General features: G+C 65.5%; 17 protein-coding genes. 6 read left to right on the top strand and 11 right to left on the bottom strand.

Annotation, left to right across the window (positions count from 1 at the left end; all coding sequences use genetic code 11):
• The first annotated feature begins 47 nt into the window (after positions 1–47).
• Both JOE66_RS03500 and JOE66_RS03495 read left to right on the top strand, forming a co-directional pair.
• Positions 48–905: a DeoR/GlpR family DNA-binding transcription regulator gene (locus JOE66_RS03500; protein WP_205106806.1), complete on the top strand. Its 858-nt coding sequence runs from the start codon at positions 48–50 to the stop codon at positions 903–905.
• A gap of 78 nt (positions 906–983) precedes the next feature.
• Positions 984–2,216, top strand: coding sequence for an LCP family protein (locus JOE66_RS03495; protein WP_205106804.1), 1,233 nt, complete (start codon positions 984–986; stop codon positions 2,214–2,216).
• 45 nt (positions 2,217–2,261) lie between these two features.
• Here JOE66_RS03495 and JOE66_RS03490 read toward each other — a convergent pair whose 3' ends face one another.
• Genes JOE66_RS03490 through JOE66_RS03470 form a run of 5 tightly spaced genes read right to left on the bottom strand, consistent with a single transcriptional unit; the run spans position 2,262 to position 8,710 of the window.
• The gene (locus tag JOE66_RS03490) at positions 2,262–4,475 is read right to left on the bottom strand and encodes a putative bifunctional diguanylate cyclase/phosphodiesterase (RefSeq protein WP_205106802.1); all 2,214 of its coding nucleotides are present in this window, start codon (positions 4,473–4,475) and stop codon (positions 2,262–2,264) included.
• A 10-nt stretch (positions 4,476–4,485) separates the two neighbouring features.
• Positions 4,486–5,832 carry an aminotransferase class III-fold pyridoxal phosphate-dependent enzyme gene (locus JOE66_RS03485; protein WP_205106800.1) on the bottom strand — a complete coding sequence of 449 codons (1,347 nt, stop codon included), beginning with the start codon at positions 5,830–5,832 and terminating at the stop codon, positions 4,486–4,488.
• Positions 5,833–5,853: 21 nt separating this feature from the next.
• The gene (locus JOE66_RS03480) at positions 5,854–6,537 is read right to left on the bottom strand and encodes a DedA family protein (protein WP_307827034.1); all 684 of its coding nucleotides are present in this window, start codon (positions 6,535–6,537) and stop codon (positions 5,854–5,856) included.
• Between the two features lie 11 nt (positions 6,538–6,548).
• Positions 6,549–8,024 carry a sensor histidine kinase gene (locus JOE66_RS17085; RefSeq protein WP_205106796.1) on the bottom strand — a complete coding sequence of 492 codons (1,476 nt, stop codon included), beginning with the start codon at positions 8,022–8,024 and terminating at the stop codon, positions 6,549–6,551.
• Positions 8,021–8,710: a response regulator transcription factor gene (locus tag JOE66_RS03470; protein WP_205106794.1), complete on the bottom strand. Its 690-nt coding sequence runs from the start codon at positions 8,708–8,710 to the stop codon at positions 8,021–8,023. Before JOE66_RS03470 ends, JOE66_RS17085 begins: the two co-directional genes overlap by 4 nt.
• Positions 8,711–8,874: 164 nt before the next feature.
• Between JOE66_RS03470 and JOE66_RS03465 the strand changes: the two genes are divergently transcribed.
• From JOE66_RS03465 to JOE66_RS03455, 3 genes are all read left to right on the top strand, one after another.
• Positions 8,875–9,306, top strand: coding sequence for a hypothetical protein (locus JOE66_RS03465; protein ID WP_205106792.1), 432 nt, complete (start codon positions 8,875–8,877; stop codon positions 9,304–9,306).
• 89 nt (positions 9,307–9,395) lie between these two features.
• Entirely contained in the window at positions 9,396–11,045 is a 1,650-nt protein-coding gene (locus JOE66_RS03460; RefSeq protein WP_205111570.1) for an MFS transporter, read from the top strand.
• Between the two features lie 48 nt (positions 11,046–11,093).
• On the top strand, positions 11,094–12,092 hold the full coding sequence (locus JOE66_RS03455; RefSeq protein WP_205106790.1) for an EamA family transporter: 999 nt from the start codon (positions 11,094–11,096) through the stop codon (positions 12,090–12,092).
• Here JOE66_RS03455 and pip read toward each other — a convergent pair.
• The 6 genes from pip to JOE66_RS03425 form a co-directional block, all read right to left on the bottom strand.
• A complete protein-coding gene (gene pip / locus JOE66_RS03450; protein ID WP_205106788.1) occupies positions 12,084–13,046 on the bottom strand; it encodes a prolyl aminopeptidase in 963 nt (320 codons plus the stop codon). The genes JOE66_RS03455 and pip overlap by 9 nt on opposite strands.
• Before the next feature lie 55 nt (positions 13,047–13,101).
• Positions 13,102–13,440 carry a hypothetical protein gene (locus tag JOE66_RS03445; RefSeq protein ID WP_205106786.1) on the bottom strand — a complete coding sequence of 113 codons (339 nt, stop codon included), beginning with the start codon at positions 13,438–13,440 and terminating at the stop codon, positions 13,102–13,104.
• Between the two features lie 55 nt (positions 13,441–13,495).
• Positions 13,496–14,311 carry a response regulator gene (locus JOE66_RS03440; protein ID WP_372435475.1) on the bottom strand — a complete coding sequence of 272 codons (816 nt, stop codon included), beginning with the start codon at positions 14,309–14,311 and terminating at the stop codon, positions 13,496–13,498.
• Between the two features lie 76 nt (positions 14,312–14,387).
• Positions 14,388–15,704, bottom strand: coding sequence for a sensor histidine kinase (locus tag JOE66_RS03435; protein ID WP_307827033.1), 1,317 nt, complete (start codon positions 15,702–15,704; stop codon positions 14,388–14,390).
• A gap of 26 nt (positions 15,705–15,730) precedes the next feature.
• Positions 15,731–16,564 (bottom strand): ABC transporter permease, encoded by an 834-nt coding sequence (locus tag JOE66_RS03430; RefSeq protein ID WP_205106784.1) that lies wholly within the window; start codon positions 16,562–16,564, stop codon positions 15,731–15,733.
• Complete coding sequence (locus JOE66_RS03425; RefSeq protein WP_205111564.1) at positions 16,561–17,511, bottom strand: ABC transporter ATP-binding protein; 951 nt, start codon at positions 17,509–17,511, stop codon at positions 16,561–16,563. Before JOE66_RS03425 ends, JOE66_RS03430 begins: the two co-directional genes overlap by 4 nt.
• A gap of 247 nt (positions 17,512–17,758) precedes the next feature.
• Between JOE66_RS03425 and aqpZ the strand changes: the two genes are divergently transcribed.
• The gene (gene aqpZ / locus JOE66_RS03420) at positions 17,759–18,547 is read left to right on the top strand and encodes an aquaporin Z (protein WP_307827032.1); all 789 of its coding nucleotides are present in this window, start codon (positions 17,759–17,761) and stop codon (positions 18,545–18,547) included.
• The last annotated feature ends 18 nt before the right edge of the window (positions 18,548–18,565 follow it).

Here is an 18,565-nt window from a genome sequence, read left to right as displayed (position 1 = left end):
GCCGCGCAAATGAGCCACACTTTCGTTTTCCCAAATACAATTGCAGAATGCTTTCGAAATCTAAAGTACAGCATTCCGCCGTGATCCGTCGAGAACAGATGCTCGCAGTGATCGACGAGCGCGGATTCGCCCGGGTGGGCGAACTCAGCGACACCTTCGGGGTGTCTGACGTGACGATTCGAACCGACCTCGATGCACTCGACGCGCAGCAGGCAATTCGCCGGGTACACGGCGGCGCGGTCATCCGGCAGCGCCAACTCGCGCAGGAGCCGAGCTTCGAGCAGGCCATCGAAGATGCCGCTGCCGAGAAGAAGCTCATCGGCGAGCTCGCGGCCAGTCTGGTGCGCACGGGCCAGAGCATTCTGCTCGACGTGGGCTCGACGGCCCTGGCGGTGGCCCATGCCCTCGTGGCGCGAACAGACCTCAGCGACGTGGTGATCATCACTAATGGGCTCAGCATCGCGCTCGCGCTGGAGCCGGCCATCCCGCGCTTCACAGTCATCGTCACCGGTGGCACGCTGCGGCCCCTGCAGCACTCGCTGGTCGAGCCTCTCGTCTCGCCGGTTCTGAGCGGACTGCACGTCGACCTCGCCTTAATCGGGTGCAACGGCGTCGATGCCGAGCAGGGTGTGACCAACGTGAACCTGCCGGAGGCCCAGGTCAAACGCCGCATGCTCGAATCGGCCAGCCGGGCCGTCATCGTCGCAGACGCGAGCAAACTCGGGCAGGTGCACCTGGGGACGATCGGCGACATCGCCGAGTTCGACGCGCTCATCACGGGCACAGCGCCCCCGGCTGTCGACGGTGACACCACGTCGAGCAGCGATGTGGATGATCGGCTCGCCAGTCTCGGCGCCGCGGGCCTCCTTCTCATCACCGATGCGGAGAGCGCTGCCCGGTTCTGACGGGCTAATCTCATCCGGCTGCTTCACAACAGGCCCTTCACACCGGGCGGCCAGAAGCCCTGCAGGTATGATGCTCCAATGGTTCCACCGATCAAGCACGCAGAGCGGGGCCGTCTTGGCGCCGCGAGCACGCTCGTCAAATTTCTGGCGATAGCGATCGCGGTTGTTCTCGTCAGTGGCGCCTCAGTGGCTGCAATCGCAGTGACCAGCATTGCCACGCAGGTCTCGGCGAACTCCATCGACATCGGGGGTAGCTCAGGCGCACCAGCCGAAGCGCACGTCGGCGCCTTTGTCGGCGGTTTCAACGTGCTGATCGTCGGTACAGACAACGATGCCAGCCAAGGCAACGCCTTCGGCGAGCGCGACGCCACCCTCAACGACGTGAACATTCTGCTGCACGTGTCTGCCGACCAGAAGAGCGGGGTCGTGGTCAGCTTTCCGCGGGACCTGATCGTCGATCATCCGGCCTGCACAGACCCCAGTACCGGTACAGCGTATGACGCCACCTACAACGAAGCGCTGAACACGGGGTATGAGCGCGGCGGACTGGCCTGCATCAAGACGACGATCGAGAACCTCACTGGCTTAGCCATCCCCTATGCGGGGCTCATCTCGTTCAACGGCGTGATCGAGATGACGAATGCCGTCGGCGGGGTGCCGGTGTGCCTGGCCGAACCCATCAAAGACACCGACTCTGGCCTCGACCTGCCTGCCGGAACGAGCACCATCTCTGGCGGAACCGCCCTCGCGTTCCTGCGAACCCGGCACGGCGTCGGCGACGGCAGCGACCTGGCCCGCATCTCCTCGCAGCAGCAGTACCTGTCGTCGCTCGTGCGAACTCTGAAGAGCGCGAACACCCTGACCGACGTGACCAAGCTCTACGGGCTGGCGCAGGCCGCTGCCCAGAACATCAAACTCTCGACCACTCTGGCAAGCCTCGACTCGATGGTGTCGCTGGCGCTGGCATTGAAAGACGTCGACCTCGCCAAACTCGTGTTCGTGCAGTACCCCGGCACGACCGGCGACGCCGACTACCCCGGCAAGGTCGTACCCACGATCGATGTCGCCGATGAACTGTTCGCGAAGATCAAGGCCGATGAGCCATTCACCCTGAACGCCGACTCGACAGGACCCGGCTCTTCTGTGGTGTCCACGCCGACCCCCGGCGCGACAGACACGCCGGCACCCACCTCGACAGACACACCAGCAGCCTCAGGTGCGCCCACCCCGACGCCCACGAGTAACGTCATCGACGGGGTCACGGGCCAGACGGCTGCCGAACAGACCTGCGCGAGCGCCTTCGGCAACTGAACGCGCCGCACGATCGCGGCAGGCACGCGCGACTGGCGCATGGCCCTAGACGGCGACGTCCAGTTGGGGGAAGTAGTGTTCGAGCGGCGCAGGGCGGCCGATGTAGAACCCCTGGGCCCCGTCGACTCCGAGTGACTCGAGCAGCGTCAGCGAGTTCGCGTCTTCGACGAATTCGGCGATGGTGACCATGCCCAGGCCCTTGCCGATCGACACCAGCGAGGACATGACGAGCAGGTCGAGGGGGTCTCGCTCGCTGCCGGAGACGAACTCGCCATCGAGCTTCACGATTCCGAACGGCAGGTGCTTCAGGTAGTAGAACGAGCCGTACCCGACACCGAAGTCATCAAGGGCGAACACGCAGCCGAGCGCCGTCAGAGTGCGCATGAAGGCCTGGGCGCTGTCGATGTTGCTCACCGCAGCCGTCTCGGTGAGTTCGAGCACGAGTCCAGAGGCATCGACACCAGATTCGAGGAGGCGGGTAGCGATGAAGTCTGCGAAGTCGAGATCGCCCACCGATCGCCCTGACAGGTTGACGTGCACGGTGATCGTCGGGTCGATCTGCTGCAGCCTGCCGAGGCAGGTGATCGCGTGGGTGACGACCCATTCGTCGAGCATCACGGCGAGGCCCGACTGCTCGGCGACCGAGATGAACTGCGCAGGGGAGATCAGGCTCCCGTCGTCGTCGATCATGCGCACGAGCAGTTCGAGCGCGGTGATCTTGTTGGAGGTGAGGTCGAGAATGGGTTGGCCATGCAGCACCAACTGGTCGTTCTCGATCGCGGCCAGGATCTTCGCTGTCCAGTTGATCTGGTTCGACGCGCGCGCCGCGAGCACCTCCGACGGTTCGAGAAAGCTGTAGCCGTTGCGCCCGTGCTGCTTGGCATGGAACATGGCCAGGTCTGCGTCTGAGAGAAGATCGGCGGCGGTCGTCCCGTGGCTGAACACCGACACGGCGCCGATGCTCGCCGTGACACGGCGTTCGAGTCCGACGGCTTCGAACTGCTCGAGCCCGCGAAAGCCGTCGCGCACCTGGGCGACAAGGGAGTTGACCGCTGCCTCCGCCTGTGCGCGGTCGCCTTCGGTGAGCAGCACGGCGAACTCGTCAGCACCGAGGCGGGCGACAGCATCCGTCGATCGCACCCAGCGCGAGATCATGCCGGCGAGTGCCACGATGAAGTCGTCACCAGCACGGTGGCCCAGTTGCTCGTTGATGTCGCGAAAATTGTCGACATCGACGACCAGGACGGCGCCACAGTCTTCGCCGTCGCGGCACGAGGCCAGGTGTTCGTCGAGACGGCGCTCGAATGCCGTCCGGTTCATGAGGCCGGTGAGGGTGTCGTGAGACGCGATGTAGGCCATGTGCTCGTGGTATCGGTGCTGCTCGGTCGTATCGTAGGCGTTGATGAGCACCGAGGTCGCCTCGCCCGCGCCGTCACGAAGCACGACCGCGCTGACGACAGCACGACGGGTCTCGTCCATGACAGTGGGCCCCGGCAGTTCGATGTCGTCGGTGCGGAGTCCCGAAGGCGAGAGAATCAGCTGCTCAACCCAACCTGAACCGGGGGAATTCGCTCCCTCAACCGGAGGCAACGGCAGCAGGTGAACCGCAGACGTATCCATGAGCGACTCCGCATCGGTGTCGAACAGCGCGCAGAACGCGTCGTTCACCAGCGAGATCCGGCCCTGAGGGTCTGCCAGTGCGATTCCGGTCGGCGAAGCCAGCACCAGTTGCTCGAACTGCTGGGTGACCAGCCTCAGCGCCATCTCGCGGCCGCGGATCTCGGTGAGATCCCTGGCCACGACGAGGGCCTCCGGATGCTCGCCACGCGTGTACGGGGCCGCGATGACCTCGTTCTCGCGGTGCGTCACGGTCGAACTGACGCGCACAACGGTGCGGTTGCCGGCAAGGGCGGCCCGGTAGGCCCGCTCAAGAATCACGATATTCTCGGGGCTCGACACCTCGAAGAGTGTTTTCCCTTCCCAGTCGAGTACGCCCTGGCCCCGCCTGCCGGCTCCCGTGGCGACTCGGTACCTCAGGTCTTCGTCGACGATGAAGAGAATCGTGTCGGGAAGCTGGTCGAGAAGCACGCTGAGGCGAAGTTCGCTCTCGTCTGCCGGAACGGCGACGACTGACGGTTCGTTCTGCCCGGCCACTGCAGACGACGAATCAGCATCGATGCCGTCCCTCCAGTCGCGAACGGCGACGCGGAGGGCCGCAAGAAGCGACCCCCGGCCCCGTCGTCGTTCCGCGCCCCGCATGGGGGGCGACTCAGGCGTTCTCGAGGAGGGTGAGGGCTTCTTCGATCACTGTGGCTGCATCGTCGATGAGCGCTTCGCTGATCACGACGCTCGGCAGGAACCGCAGAACGCTGTCCCAGCTGCCTGCGTCGAGAACGATGACACCGTTCGTCGTTGCGTGCTTGATGACCGCCGTGAGCGCCGCGGGATTGGGCTTTCGCGTGCCGGGGAGAACCAGTTCGACACCGATCATCGCGCCCTTGCCGCGCACCTCGCCGACCACGCTGAAGCGTTCTGGCCAATCGCCGATCCGCGCGAAGAAGGCACGCTCCACGCGTTGGGCCTCTGCAATCAGGCCATCGGATTCGATCACGTCGAACACAGCGAGGGCCGCGGCCGTCGACACGGGGTTGCCGCCGAAGGTGCCACCGATGCCACCGGGCTGCACAGCATCCATGATCTCTGCTCGACCCGTCACCGCCGCTAGCGGGAAACCGCCGGCGATGCCCTTGGCACTCGTGATCAGGTCGGGCACCACGCCGCTGTGCTCGATGGCATACCAGGCACCCGTTCTGGCGATACCGGCCTGGATCTCGTCGGAGACGAAGACGATGCCGTTCTCTGTGCAGAACGCGCTCATCGTCTCGAAGAAACCGGGGGCGGGAATGACGATGCCGCCGTCGCCCTGGATCGGTTCGACGAAGAACGCGGCGAGCTCGGTCGCCCCGATGTGGGTGTTGATGTAGTCGATGGTGCGCTCGGCCGCTTCGACACCGGTCATGCCCTCGGGGTCACGGAAGGGATAGCTCGTCGGCACGCTGTAGATCTCACCGGGGAACGGGCCCATGCCCGCGCGCTCGGGCCAGGGGCGGTAGGTCATCGCCATTGTCAGGTTCGTACGACCGTGAAAAGCGTGATCGAGGGTCGCGATGGCACGCCTGCCGGTGAACTTGCGCGCGATCTTGACGGCGTTCTCGACCGCTTCTGCGCCGGAGTTCACGAGGATCGACCGCTTTTCGAAGTCACCGGGGGTGATCTCGGCGAGCTTCTCTGCGACCCGCAGGTAGTTCTCATACGGCGTCACGGTGAACAGTGTGTGTGTGAGCTTGGTGGCCTGGGCAGCCGCAGCAGCCGCAATGGCCGGATGCGCGTGCCCGATGGTCGTCACGCCGATCCCGCAGCCCAGGTCGATGATCTGGTTGCCATCGACGTCGACCAGGATCGCGCCCGAACCGTGGTCCATGTAGATGTCGACGAGGGTGCCCGCACCGCGCGACACCGTCTTCAGTCGACGCGCGTGCAGTTCTTTCGATTTCGGGCCGGGCAGCTCAGTGACGAGCTTGCGCTCCTGGGAGACGGTGAAGGGAGAAGAAACCATACCCCGAGCTTATGCGCTCGATCAGGATTCTCCCTGCTTGCCCTGCTTGCGCCGTGACCGCAGCACCTGCACCAGCACAGTGCCGAGCGAGATCACGACGATTCCGATGATGACCACGTCGATGTACTGCGTCACCACGTCGGCCACCCCCGGAATGTGGCCCAGGAAGTAGCCGAGCAGAATGACGATGAAGGCCCAGGCAACGGCGCCGATCGCGTTGTAGCCGAGAAACCGCAGGTAGTGCATCTTGCCCACACCAGCCGCAACGGGCGCGAAGGTGCGCACCACGGCGACGAACCGCGCGAGAATCACGGCGGTTCCGCCGTACTTGTCGAAGAACTGCTGGGTTCTGGCCACATTCTTCGTGCTGAAGAGCCCGCTGTCTTTTCGCTCGAAGATTCGAGGGCCCGTTCGATAGCCGATGAAGTACCCCAGCTGGTCCCCCAGTATGGCCGACAGCGAGACGGCCAGCAGCACAAGCCACAGCGGCGCAGAGATCACGCCGGTGTAGGTCAGCAGTCCGGTGAAGAACAGCAGGGTGTCGCCGGGCAGTACGAAGCCGATCAGAAGTCCCGTCTCCGCGAACACAATGGCGCAGACGACCACGAGGGCCCAGGGGCCCGCACCCGAGATGATCGACTCCGGGTTGATCGGGTTGATAGCGGCCAGTACGGCCGCTCCGCTTGCAGCCACTTCAGAAAACACAGCACTCATCCTCACGACGTCTCTTCTGTAACGGGCAGGTCCACCACCACGCTGAGCCCCCGCGGCCGTCGGTTGGTTATGCTAACAGTCCCTCCTGCAGACGACACCAGCGCAGCCACGATCGACAGGCCGAGACCGGCACCGGATGATCGCCCACGGGCAGCGCGTGAGGTATCTTCCCGAGCGAACCGATCGAGCGCCAGGGGCACGAACTCCGACGCCATCCCGGGCCCGTCGTCGCGCACTTCGAGCCTCAGTCTCGCCGCAGTCGGAAGAGTCAACAGCACCTCGACCGACCGTTCCGACGACTGTTCTGCGCCAGGACACGTCAACGCTGCAACGGCATTGCTCACCAGGTTGTCGATGACCCGGCCGAAATTGTGCGGTGACAGCCCGACCCGGCCCATCGTGCCCACGATGTTCCCGGCCGTCGAGGAGGTCACGGCGACTCCAGAATCGCCAGAGAGCAGCGAGGCTCGCGCGACTGCCTCGACGATCTCGTCGGCCATCTCGGTGACCGGCGTCGAATCCTGCTGCTGCGCGGCTTCGATGTGCGTCAGTTCGAGAAGACCCGCGGCGAGCTGCGAGAGGCGTTTGACGGTGAGCTCGGCGGATTCGATCTCGCTGAGCAGGGCATCCGGGTCTCCTGCACTGAGGTGGGCGAGCTCGAGCTGGGCCTGGAGGATCGCTAGCGGTGTGCGGAGTTCATGGCTTGCGTCAGAGACCAACTGTTTTTCACGGTCGGCCGATGCCCGCAGCTGTTCGATCAGTGCGTTGAGGGTGGTCGCCAGTTCGGAGAGCTCATCGTGTGCGGGCCCGACGGGCAGCAGCTCAGGCTTGTGGGGGCCGGAGCCGACCGGTGCCAGGCGATCGGCAGCTCTCAGCTGCTCTGCGGTTCGCCGCATTGCAGAGACCGGCCGAAGTGCTGCCGAGGCCAGCACCCATGATCCGAGGCCGAACAGCAGCGTGAGCACGACGAGGCCGATTGTGAGGGCACGGGTGAGTGAATCGAGAGAGAGCCGGGACGCGCCCTCGTTGCGGGCGGCGACAACCTGCCACTGGCCGTCGGGTGCGCTCACCGTGTGTGCGAGCACGAGATAGTCAGCGGCCGTGGTGTGCACGTTCTGCGGTGCCGTTCCCGCCGCAGCCAGTGAACTGAGCATCGGCTCGAGCTCAGCGGGGAACGTCGACAGGCGCACGGTACCTGCCGGGTCGATCACGGCGACCAACTGGCCCTGGCCGGGGCGGTCGAGATCGGCGTCTTTGCCATCGACGATCTGCTCCTCGAAGAGCGACGAGTCGTTCTGCAGGAGCAGGATCGACGAGTTGGTGAGTGTCGCTTCGACCTGCTGGTGAACCGCGAAGGCAGTTCCGGCGAAGAACACCCCGGCGATGATCAGCGCGCCAGCCGTGAGCCTGGCGCGAATCGAGAGCCGACGAAGAAGCCGGGGGCCCTTCCGCATCACGGGGCCAGCGGCCTCTGTCACACGCTTCCTGCCAGGTCGTCGATGTCGAGCCCGTAGCCGATTCCCCGGCGCGTGATGATCGAGATACCTGAACCCAGCGGGTCGATCTTGCGTCGCAGGTAGCTCACGTACTGGTCGACGACGTTGGCATCGATGTTCTCGCTCTTGCCCCAGACCTCGGTGAGAATCTCCGAGCGGGTGAGCACCTCACCCTGTCGCTGGGCCAGCACCCTCAGCAGCTCGAACTCCTTCGGGCTGAGGGCGAGGCTCGTGCCGGCGATCACCGCACGGCGTGTCTGGTTGTCGATGACGAGTTGCCCCACCCTGACCGAGAGCTTCGGCGTTGCCGTTTCACGCCTCACGAGCGCACGGATGCGGGCCGTCAGTTCTGCAAAGGCAAACGGCTTCGTGAGGTAGTCGTCAGCACCGGCGTCGAGGCCTCGTACGCGGTCGTCCACAGCATCCCGGGCCGTAAGAAGCAGAATCGGCAGGGTACTCGCCTGCGAGCGCAGATGCCGGCAGAACTCGAAGCCCGACATTCCCGGCAGCATGACGTCGACGAGTGCGGCGACGTATGACACCGACCCCGCCTTGATCAGAGCATCCACCCCGTTGTCGGTGACGTCGACAGCGTAGCCCTCCGCTTCGAGCCCCCGGGCAATCAGACGGCCCATCTCTTCTTCGTCTTCGACAACCAGCAGTCGCACGCGATGCTCCCTTCCTTGAGCATCATGCTCGCACGCCCGCACATTCGCTTCCCGAGCGTCTTCCGAAAGTGTGCGGATTCTCAGACTGACCTGAAACCGTTCGCCACCGATCGATCTACTGGCCGGCCTCCCCCGTGCAGAGCACAGCCGGTTACGGTTGAATCATGAGTTCATCCACACGACAAGACACCGTGCGCCAGAGTGTCGTCGTCTTCAGCGCAGTCGTCGCGGTCGTCGGTGCCTTCGTGGGCTCGGGGGCGGCAGGGGGAACCCCCATCGCTGAAGCCGCTGGTGGAGCACTCGGTGCCGACTCCACGCTCGTTGCTCCCGCCGGAGGGGGGCTGCCTGCCGAGGTATGGGGCGTGGCCGTCGTCGTCGTTGCCGGACTGGTCGGCGTGCTGCTGGCTGTCTATGGCCGGGGGAGGCTCGCCCCGATGTTCTCGCTCTCGTGGGGTATCGCCTGGGTCGCGGTGTCCCGACTCACCGGAACGCTTCCCTCCACGCCGGTCGCGACCACGGCCATCGCCGTGGCTGCAGTGGTCATCATCGCGACCGTCGTGGCACGACTGCGATCGGGAGAATTGCCTCGTCGCTGACACCTCGCGTCGACAATCTGATGCGCACAGAATCGCTCATTCGCTTGGCGATTTATCTAGGTAAGTGAAATACTAGGCGTGTGAATAACATTGCCCAAAGCGCTCGCGCCCGCTGGGCCGGGCTGGTCTTCATCAGCATCGGCGTCTCGCTCATCATCGTCGACTCGACCATCGTCAACGTGGCGATCCCCTCGATCATCACGGACCTCGGCATCACCTCCACGCAGGTGCAGTGGGTGCAGGAGTCGTACACCCTCGTCTTTGCAGCTCTGCTGCTGGTCTTCGGCACGCTCGCAGACCGGTACGGTCGCCGACGCCTGCTGATTCTCGGCGTGGCCATCTTCGCCATCGCCTCGATCTTCGCTGCAGCGGCGCAGACGGGTGAGCTCCTCATCGCAGCGCGAGTCGTCCAGGGCGTCGGTGGCGCCATGGTGCTGCCCACCACGCTCTCCCTCATCAACGCCAACTTCCGGGGCAAGGAGCGCGCTCTCGGCTTCGCTATCTGGGGTTCGACGATCGGCGGGATGACCGCGGTCGGCCCACTGCTCGGCGGCTGGCTCACCACGTACTTCTCGTGGCGCTGGGCCTTCGGAATCAACATTCCCCTCGGCATCGTCGTCATCGTCGGGGTGCTCGTCTTCGTGCGCGAATCGCGTGATGAGGGGTCGACCAGGCGCGTCGATGTCTTCGGCGCCGTGCTGTCTGTCGTCGCGAGCGCAACGCTGGTGTTCGGCCTGATCGAAGGCCGCACCTACGGCTGGTGGCTCACCAACCACGCGCCCGTGATCGGCGACTACACCTGGCCATACGCGTTGTCGCCGATCCCGATCGCCTTCGCGATCTCCGTCGTCTCGGGCGTGTTGTTCGTGGTCTGGGGCCGTCGCCGGCAGCGTGCCGGCAAGAGCACCATGCTCGCCTTCGACCTGTTCGCGATCCCGTCCTTCCGCAACGGCAACATCGCAGCGATGATCGTCTCACTCGGCGAATTCGGAATCATTCTGTCTCTGCCCCTCTGGCTGCAGAACGTGCTGGGGTACGACGCGCTCCAGACAGGGTTCATCATTCTGGCGCTGGCCATCGGCTCGTTCGTCGCCAGTGGGTTCGCCGGCGCGTTCGGCAACAAGGTCTCTCCCGTCACGATCGTGCGGATCGGTCTCGTCGCAGAGATCATCGGTGTCGCGAGCATCGGCTTCGTCATCTCCTCCACAACTCCCTGGGGCCTGCTGGTGCCCTTCCTCTTCGTCTACGGGTTCGGCGTCGGGCTCGCCACCGCCCAGCTCACCGGCGTCGTGCTCCGCGATGTTCCCATCGAACAGAGCGGGCAGGGCTCCGGCACCCAGTCGACCGCACGCCAGATCGGCTCTGCCCTCGGTATCGCCATTCTCGGCACCGTGCTCTTCACGGCGACGGGTGCCGCACTCGACTCCCAACTGGGCGACCAGGGGGTGCCGGAGGCAGAGCGGACCGCGCTCGTGGCGAGCGTGGTCGACAGCGCCGGCTCGTCGATCAGTGCGCTTGCCGCGGCACCAGAGACCGCGGCAGCGGCAGATGCCGCCAAAGTGGCGTTCAGCGACGGCACCAAGTACGCCGCGTTCACCGCAGCGGGATTCCTGGCCATCGGCTTTCTCGCGACACTGTCGCTGGGCGGCACCCCCCGAACCTCGCCGAAGCGTACCGAAGAGTCAGTCGGGAACGACGATTCCGAGCCCAGCGAAGAGGAGCCCCGCCACGCCCTCTGAGCACCGTCAGGAATCGGGCCTGCCAGACGACCTGTGTCAGAATCTGGTGTGACGTCACCAGGGGGCAGAGGCCGGGCATCCGCCATTCTGATCATCGGTGCGGCCGTCTGCTTCGGAACAACCGGCACGGCGCAGGCTCTCGGGGCTCCGGCAGCCAGCGCCGTCTCGCTCGGGGCAGCCCGCATCGTCTTCGGCGGGGCCCTGCTCGCCCTGTTCGCCCTGTTCGCCGCGCGTTCAGGCGCTCGCTCCCATCCAGGCTCCACCGCCCAGCGGCAGGCTCGCACCAGCCTTCTCGCGCGCCTGCATGCCGTTCGCCCGGTCGAATGGATGCTCGTGGCCATCGGTGCCATCGGCGTCGCCGTCTACCAGCCCACCTTCTTCACCGGCACGAGCCAGAACGGCGTCGCGGTGGGCACCCTGGTCGCCCTCGGCTCGGCACCCGTCATCACGGGCCTGCTCGAATGGCTGGTGCGCCGTCGCGCACCCGGGGTGCGATGGGCCGTGGCGACGGCCATCGCGGCGCTGGGCGTCGCCACTCTCTCCGGGGCCCTCTCCCTGCTCTTCGGATCGGGCACCACGACCCCCAGCACCATCACCGCACTCGGCATTCTCGCCTCGCTCGGCGCAGGTGCCTCCTATGCGCTGTACGCCCTGAGCAGCAAAGCCCTGCTCGACCGCGGCTGGACCCCGTCGGCGACGATGGGTGCGACCTTCGGAGCTGCCGCAGTCATCATGACGCCCGTGCTGCTCGGTTCGGATCTCGCCTGGCTGGCGACGTCGAGCGGCGGCCTGACCGCTCTCTGGCTGGCCGTGGTGACGACCGCACTCGCCTACACCCTCTTCGCCAGGGGCCTCCGGGGCATACCCGCCTCCCAGGCGTCGACCCTCACCCTCGTCGAACCCCTCACAGCCACCCTGCTCGGGCTCGTCGTGCTGCACGAGCAGTTCACCACGTCGATCGCGGCCGGCCTCGTTCTTCTCGCCGCTGGCCTCGCCGTACTCGCACTGTCGCCCCAGCCGAAACTCAGGGCCGGTCAGTCACTGTAGATCGGCGAAGCGATCCGTGGCCTCGATCAGCGCGTCGAGAATGCCCGGCTCGTCGAAGGCGTGTCCCGCGTCGGGCACCATGGTGAACGACGCCTCCGGCCAGGCTTCGTGCAGGTCCCAGGCCGTCACGGCGGGGGTACAGAGGTCGTACCTGCCCTGCACGATCGCTCCTGGAATGTGCCGGAGAACCCCGGCGTTCGCGATGAGCTGGCCTTCGTCGAGCCACCCCTCGTTGACGAAGTAGTGGTTCTCGATGCGGGCGAAGGCCAGGGCGTATGCGGGTTCCGCGAAGCGGCGAATGAGCTCCTCGCGCGGCAACAGGGTGATGGTCGAGGCCTCCCAGGTCGACCACGCGACCGCAGCAGGGCCATGGATGCCCGGGTCGGGGTCTGCCAGAAGCTCGTGATAGGCGCGAATGAGATGGTGGCGCTCGGCGTGGGCAACGGGCTCGAGGAACTTCTGCCAGAGGTCGGGAACAATCATCCGTGCCCCGCCTTCGTAGAACCAGTCGAGCTCGGATTTGCGCAGGGTGAAGATGCCGCGCAGCACGAGCTCGCTCACGCGTTCGGGGTGGGTCTCGGCGTAGGCCAGGGCGAGGGTGCTCCCCCACGAGCCGCCGAAGACCTGCCACTTCTCGATGCCGAGGTGCGTGCGGAGTCTCTCGATGTCGCTGACGAGGTGCCAGGTGGTGTTGGCCGCGAGATGGGCAGACGATTCGCTGGCGTGCGGCAGGCTCAGGCCGCAGCCGCGCTGGTCGAAGAGAACGATGCGGTAGCGTTCGGGGTCGAACAGGCGCCGGTGTGCGGGGCTGGTGCCCCCACCCGGCCCGCCGTGCAGGAAGACCACGGGTTTGCCCGCCGGGTTGCCCGACGTCTCCCAGTAGAGCTCCTGGCCGTCACCGACTGGCAGGAAGCCGATCTCGTCTGGTTCGATTTCCGGATACATCTGGCGCATGGTTCGAGCCTAGGCGGTGTCTCCCGCCAAGCCCAGCAGTCGCCCAGCCATGCGGTCAGACCTCGTCGTAGTCGAACCCGGTCGCTGTCGCCTCGGACTGGGATTCGGCGATCGGCCTGGGCCGACCGAGGGCAATCGTCTTCTGCACCATGTTCTGCACGGCTGCGGCCGACTCCGGTTCGGCGAACGCCGAATCGACGGTCGTGCTCACCAGCTCACTCGCCGGCCCGATCACCATCTGGACAACGTCTGATTCACCGTTGTCCTTGATCACCGGCACCTCCAGTGCCTCAGCGCGATGACTCGAACCGAGCGCGGCAACGAAGTGCGCGAGCGCGTCGGCCACAGCGTCTGAAGTGAGAAATGATCCGCCGCTGTATGAAATCCGTTTCATTCCTACAGCCTCGTCTCCCGCGCCCCTCAATTCAAGGGCATTGCGCCGACCACCATCACGGGTTATGACCTGCAGCTGGATCGTTGGCCAAGCCGAATTCGTAGGCGAGAATCACGGCCTGAACGCGGTCCCGGGCCTCGAGCTTGGCCAGTACCCGACCGACGTGCGACTTCACGGTCGATTCGGAGACCGTCAGCCGTTCCGCGATCTCCATATTCGTGAGACCAGCGGCGATCGCCACCAGCACTTCCCGCTCCCTGTCGGTCAGTGTGCGCAGACGCAGCTCATCGGCATCTGCGCTCCGGCGCTCGTCGCCGGCCCCCGCATTCACACCGGTGCCCGCGGTGGAGGCCCGGACCTCCGGGGATGAGTCCCGACCCGCGCGCAGTTCGGCCGGCGAGCCAGCGTCACTGTCTGCGACAGGCAGCTTCGAGCCGAACAGGTCGAGCAGCTGCTTCGTGACTCGCAGCGACACGACGGCATCGCCCGCGGCGACCGCCCGAATCGCGGCCACAAGCTCGGCCGGGCGCGCATCCTTCACCAGGAACCCGCTGGCGCCGGCGCGCAGTGCAGAGAACGCGTATTCATCGAGATCGAACGTCGTCAGAATGAGAATCTTGCTAGACGGGACATCACGCACGAGAACCTTCGTTGCCTCGATGCCGTTCATTCCGGGCATCCGCACATCCATCAAGATGACGTCTGGCAGCAGCTCAGTGGCAACAGCGATGCCCGAAGTGCCGTCTTCGGCCTCACCCACCACCTCGAAACCCGGTTCGGCGTCGAGCACGAGGCGAAACCCGAGGCGAAGCAGTGGCTGGTCATCGACCAGGACGATCCGGATGACCGGCCGTGCATCGTTCGCCATCATGCCGCCCCTCATTCGTTCTGCACCGCACTCTCGTACTGACGACCGCAGCACGCCTGCGTTCTCTGGCACCTGCGCCTCACACTACGGCGTGTTCCCGGGCCGGTGCGCCTGATGGCCGCACAGGAACAGTTGCCCGCACTCGCCAGCCCCCTGCCGTCGTCGGGCCGGCCTCGAGGGACCCGCCGTACGCGGCGACCCTCTCACGCATGCCGACGAGTCCCTGGCCGGCTCCGATCACCGTGGTGACGCCAGGGAATCCGGTTTTCACTTCGGTGGTGGCTGCAGAGCCTTGACCCTCGTCCAAGACGGAGACCACGAGCTCGGCCGGGCCGTACGCCAGCTCAACGAGTACGTGTTTCGGATCAGGGGCATATCGCAGGCAGTTCGTCAGCGCCTCCTGAACGATGCGGAACACGGTGAGCTGCAACCCCGGATCTCGCGGGGGCGCTCCTGACACGGTGAAGTGAACCACCATTCCCGCGCCGCGATAGGACTGCACGAGGGCTTCGAGATCATCATGACGCGGCTGGGGCGCGAGGGTCGCGTCTCCGGTGGAGAGGCGTGGATCGGCGAGTACTCCGAGAACGACGCGCATGTCGGCGAGCGCCTGGCGGCCCGTCTCTGCGACCTGCTGCATGACCTCCTGGGCGCGGCCGGGGTCATCCTTCACGGTGAGACCGGCGCCGTCGGCGAGTGCCACCATCACGGTCAGGCTGTGTGCGACGATGTCGTGCATCTCCCTGGCGATCCTGGCCCGTTCCGTCACCGCAGACAGGAGTGCCTGTTGGTCACGCTCGCGGGCGAGCTGTGCCGCTCGGTCGAGCAGCGCCTCCACATACCGTTTGCGATTGCCCACATTGATGCCGACAAGAACCGCCACGAGCATCAGGAAGCCGAAGACCAGCGAGACGGCGATCGCCTCCCCGAGATCACCGTTGTGGGCGACCATGCTGACGGCAGCCAGACAGAGGATGAGAACACCGAACGACACCCAGGCCGCGCGCACCGAGGCGTAGAGCGCGGCCGCATAGAGGGCGAAGAGTGGCGCCGACTGGCCGAGGCCGGGGAAGGAGGGCAGCACCAAAAAGAAGGAGACGGCGACAACGGCGACAAGCACCAGAGGGTGAGTGCGACGGAACAGCAGAGCGACGGCGACGGTCGCCGTGCCGGCGATGGCGAGAATCCCGACGACCAGGCTTGGCGTCTCGCCGGTTGCACCCGACAGTCTGATCGGCAGATAGATCACCGCGGGCAAGGCGAAGACGACGACGACTGCCCAGTCCACGATCCACATGTGCCTGCCGAAGAAGAGCCGGAACACCCCAGGGGGCCCGGGCAGCTTCAGATCCGGTTCCGGCGCCACCGACGCCGAAGAGCGCCCGGCGGGATTCACCAGAGCGCTCTTCTGCGGGTCGTGGGTCAGGCGTCTCTCCGCTTCATCAGCACGGCCGCCGCGGCGCCGACCGCCACGATCCAGCCCAGAAGGATCAGCAGGCCCTGCCACCACTCGAACACCCCGCCCGACCCGAAGAGGCTGCCGCCGGCACTGCCGGGCATCCAGTCTGAGAGGGACTTGGCCCAGTCGGCGGGGATCAGGCCGAAGATGACCGGCACGACCAGCAGCAGGCCGAGCGAAGCGGCAATGGCGCCGGCCGTGGTGCGCAGAACCGCTCCGATCGTGAGGGCGAACAGCCCGATCAAGGCGAGATAGAGCGCCGCGCCGAGAAGGTTCAGGTAGACGTCTGCGTCGAAGAGATTCGAGGTGACTCCGGCCCCCGAGAGGATGGGCCAGGTGACGAAGTACGTGAGCACGATCGCCACCAGAGACACCAGGAACGTCACGACGGTGAAGACGGCCGCCTTCGCCCAGAGCACGGGCAGCCGCTTCGGCACCGCGGCAAAACTCGACTTGATCTGGCCCGTCGAATACTCACCGCTGATGATCAGGACGCCGAGCACAGAAACCACGAGTTGCCCGAAGTTGACCCCGGCGGTCGCGACGAGTGCGGCGGCGCCCGGGGATTCGAGCAGACCCGCACCCTGGCCGCGAGGCCCCGTCTGGCCGCTAGCCGCAACCGACGCAATGAGCAGCCCGATGGCGACCTGGATGACCAGCAGAACGGCATACGACCACATCGTCGACCGGAGCGACGTCAGTTTGATCCATTCCGACTTCAGAATACCGCCGGCCGTCAGATGGACCGTCGCGAGTTTCTGCGAGGAGCGGGGTGCAGCAGGAGCGGTGGCAGTCATCGTGAGACCTCCGAGTCGGTGAGGGCGGCAGCGGCAAGCGCCGACGGGTGGGTGCGGTATTCGACGGAATCGACGGTGAGGTTCACATAGGCGTCTTCGAGTGAGCCCTTCAACGGCGTGAGTTCGTGCAGGACGATGCCTGCCGCAGCGGCGGCTTCACCGACGGCAGCGGCCGTCAGCCCGACGATCTGCAGCGTCTGGCCATCGACACTGGTGATGGTCACGTCGTTCGAGGTGAGCAACCTGGCGATCTCTCCGGCCTGGGGGCTGACAGCCCGCACTGAGGAGACGGTCGACGAGCTGATCATCTCCGCAACCGGCGCATCGGCGAGCACTCGCCCCTTGCCCAGCACGATGATGTGGTCAGCCGTCAGTGCCATCTCGCTCATGAGGTGCGACGAGAGCAGCACAGTCCTGCCCTCCGAGGCGAGGAACCGCACCAGCTCCCGCACCCACATCACGCCTTCGGGGTCGAGACCGTTCACCGGCTCGTCGAGAATGAGCGTCGACGGGTCGCCGAGCATCGCAGCCGCGATTCCGAGGCGCTGCCCCATGCCCAGCGAGAATCCTCCCACCCGCTTCTTCGCCACGGTGTCGAGGCCGGTCATCTCGATCACCTCGCGAACACGCGTCGCACCGATTCCGTGGGTGGCTCCCAGCGCGAGGAGGTGGTTGTAGGCCGAGCGGCCCTGGTGCACGGCCTTGGCGTCAAGGAGTACGCCCACCTCGTGCAGCGGGGCGTGATGGTCTTTGTACGCCTTGCCGTTGACGGTGACGCTACCGCCCGTCGGGCGATCGAGGCCGACGATCATGCGCATCGTCGTCGACTTGCCGGCACCGTTCGGACCGAGGAAGCCGGTCACGAGTCCCGGGCGGACGACAAAACTGACCGAATCGACGGCGGTCTTCGACCCATACCTTTTTGTGAGTGAGTGAGCTTCGATCACGGGCTGATCTCCGAACTTCTGCGTGGATGCTCCGGGCGATGGCCCGTAGTACTTGAAGAGTACGAGACACGACGCACCCCGGGCATCCGACCACGGGTGGATCTTTGTGTCGATGATTCGAACATCGATCGTCATACCGCGGTACGAGCTGTGAACTTCCAGTATGTTTTCTTCAGCACATACGTGCACACACGATTGCGCAATCTGCGCATATTCTCACAAAACCACACCGATTGAGGGGACCCCTGTGTCATTTCCAGAAGCACCAGAACCAGCTGAGCCGTCGACTCTCGCTCGCCTGCTCGCCGAAACCTTCGGCACCTTCCTGCTCGTCTTCGGGCTCGTCGGCACAGCGACCTTTTCGGCCGCTTTTCCGTCGAGCGACACATCCAACCCTCTGGGCGTCGGGTTTCTCGGCGTCGCTGTCGCTCTCGGACTCACCGTGATGATCGGCGCCTATGCCTTCGGGCCGATCTCTGGCGGTCACTTCAACCCCGCGGTGACCCTCGGTCTGGCGTCCGCGGGTCGCTTCGCCTGGAGCGACGTCATCATGTACATCGTCGCCCAGCTGGTCGGTGCGATTCTCGGGGCGACCGCCATCTTCGCCCTCGCCTCAGCGGGGCCTGCCGGCTTCCTCGATTCGGCGGTCAAAGGAGGCTTCGTCTCGAACGGGTACGGCGAGCACTCTCCCGGCGGGTTCGGGATCGGTGCTGCAATCGCCATCGAGATCATCATCACAGCACTGTTTCTCTTCGTGATCCTCGGTGTCACGAACGCCAAGCACGCGGTGGCCGGATTCGCCCCCATCGCCATCGGGTTCACCCTCACGCTGCTGCTGCTCATCTCGATTCCCATCGACAACGCGTCGATCAACCCGGCCCGGTCGATTGCGACGGCGATCTTCGGTGGCGGCGACTGGCTGGCACAGCTCTGGGTATTCATCGTCTTCCCCATCGTGGGCGCGCTCATTGCCGGCCTCAGTTACCGCCTGCTCTTCGACGGGGTCAAGTACACGAAGACGTCCGCGGCGAAATAGTCGCATAGCGGAGACGAA

This window comes from Subtercola frigoramans (genome assembly GCF_016907385.1).
Classification (GTDB): domain Bacteria; phylum Actinomycetota; class Actinomycetes; order Actinomycetales; family Microbacteriaceae; genus Subtercola; species Subtercola frigoramans.
The sequence above is the reverse complement of the archived record's forward strand: the minus strand, read 5'-3'. Positions and strand labels throughout refer to the sequence as shown.

Excerpts from the sequence above, each read along its gene's own strand:
- JOE66_RS03430 (WP_205106784.1), bottom strand. The coding sequence starts at position 16,564 with ATGACTGCCACCGCTCCTGCTGCACCCCGCTCCTCGCAGAAACTCGCG.
- pip (WP_205106788.1), bottom strand. The coding sequence starts at position 13,046 with ATGCGCCAGATGTATCCGGAAATCGAACCAGACGAGATCGGCTTCCTG.
- JOE66_RS03445 (WP_205106786.1), bottom strand. The coding sequence starts at position 13,440 with ATGAAACGGATTTCATACAGCGGCGGATCATTTCTCACTTCAGACGCT.
- JOE66_RS03465 (WP_205106792.1), top strand. The coding sequence starts at position 8,875 with ATGAGTTCATCCACACGACAAGACACCGTGCGCCAGAGTGTCGTCGTC.
- JOE66_RS03495 (WP_205106804.1), top strand. The coding sequence starts at position 984 with ATGGTTCCACCGATCAAGCACGCAGAGCGGGGCCGTCTTGGCGCCGCG.
- JOE66_RS03500 (WP_205106806.1), top strand. The coding sequence starts at position 48 with ATGCTTTCGAAATCTAAAGTACAGCATTCCGCCGTGATCCGTCGAGAA.
- JOE66_RS03490 (WP_205106802.1), bottom strand. The coding sequence starts at position 4,475 with ATGCGGGGCGCGGAACGACGACGGGGCCGGGGGTCGCTTCTTGCGGCC.
- JOE66_RS03485 (WP_205106800.1), bottom strand. The coding sequence starts at position 5,832 with ATGGTTTCTTCTCCCTTCACCGTCTCCCAGGAGCGCAAGCTCGTCACT.
- JOE66_RS03440 (WP_372435475.1), bottom strand. The coding sequence starts at position 14,311 with ATGATGGCGAACGATGCACGGCCGGTCATCCGGATCGTCCTGGTCGAT.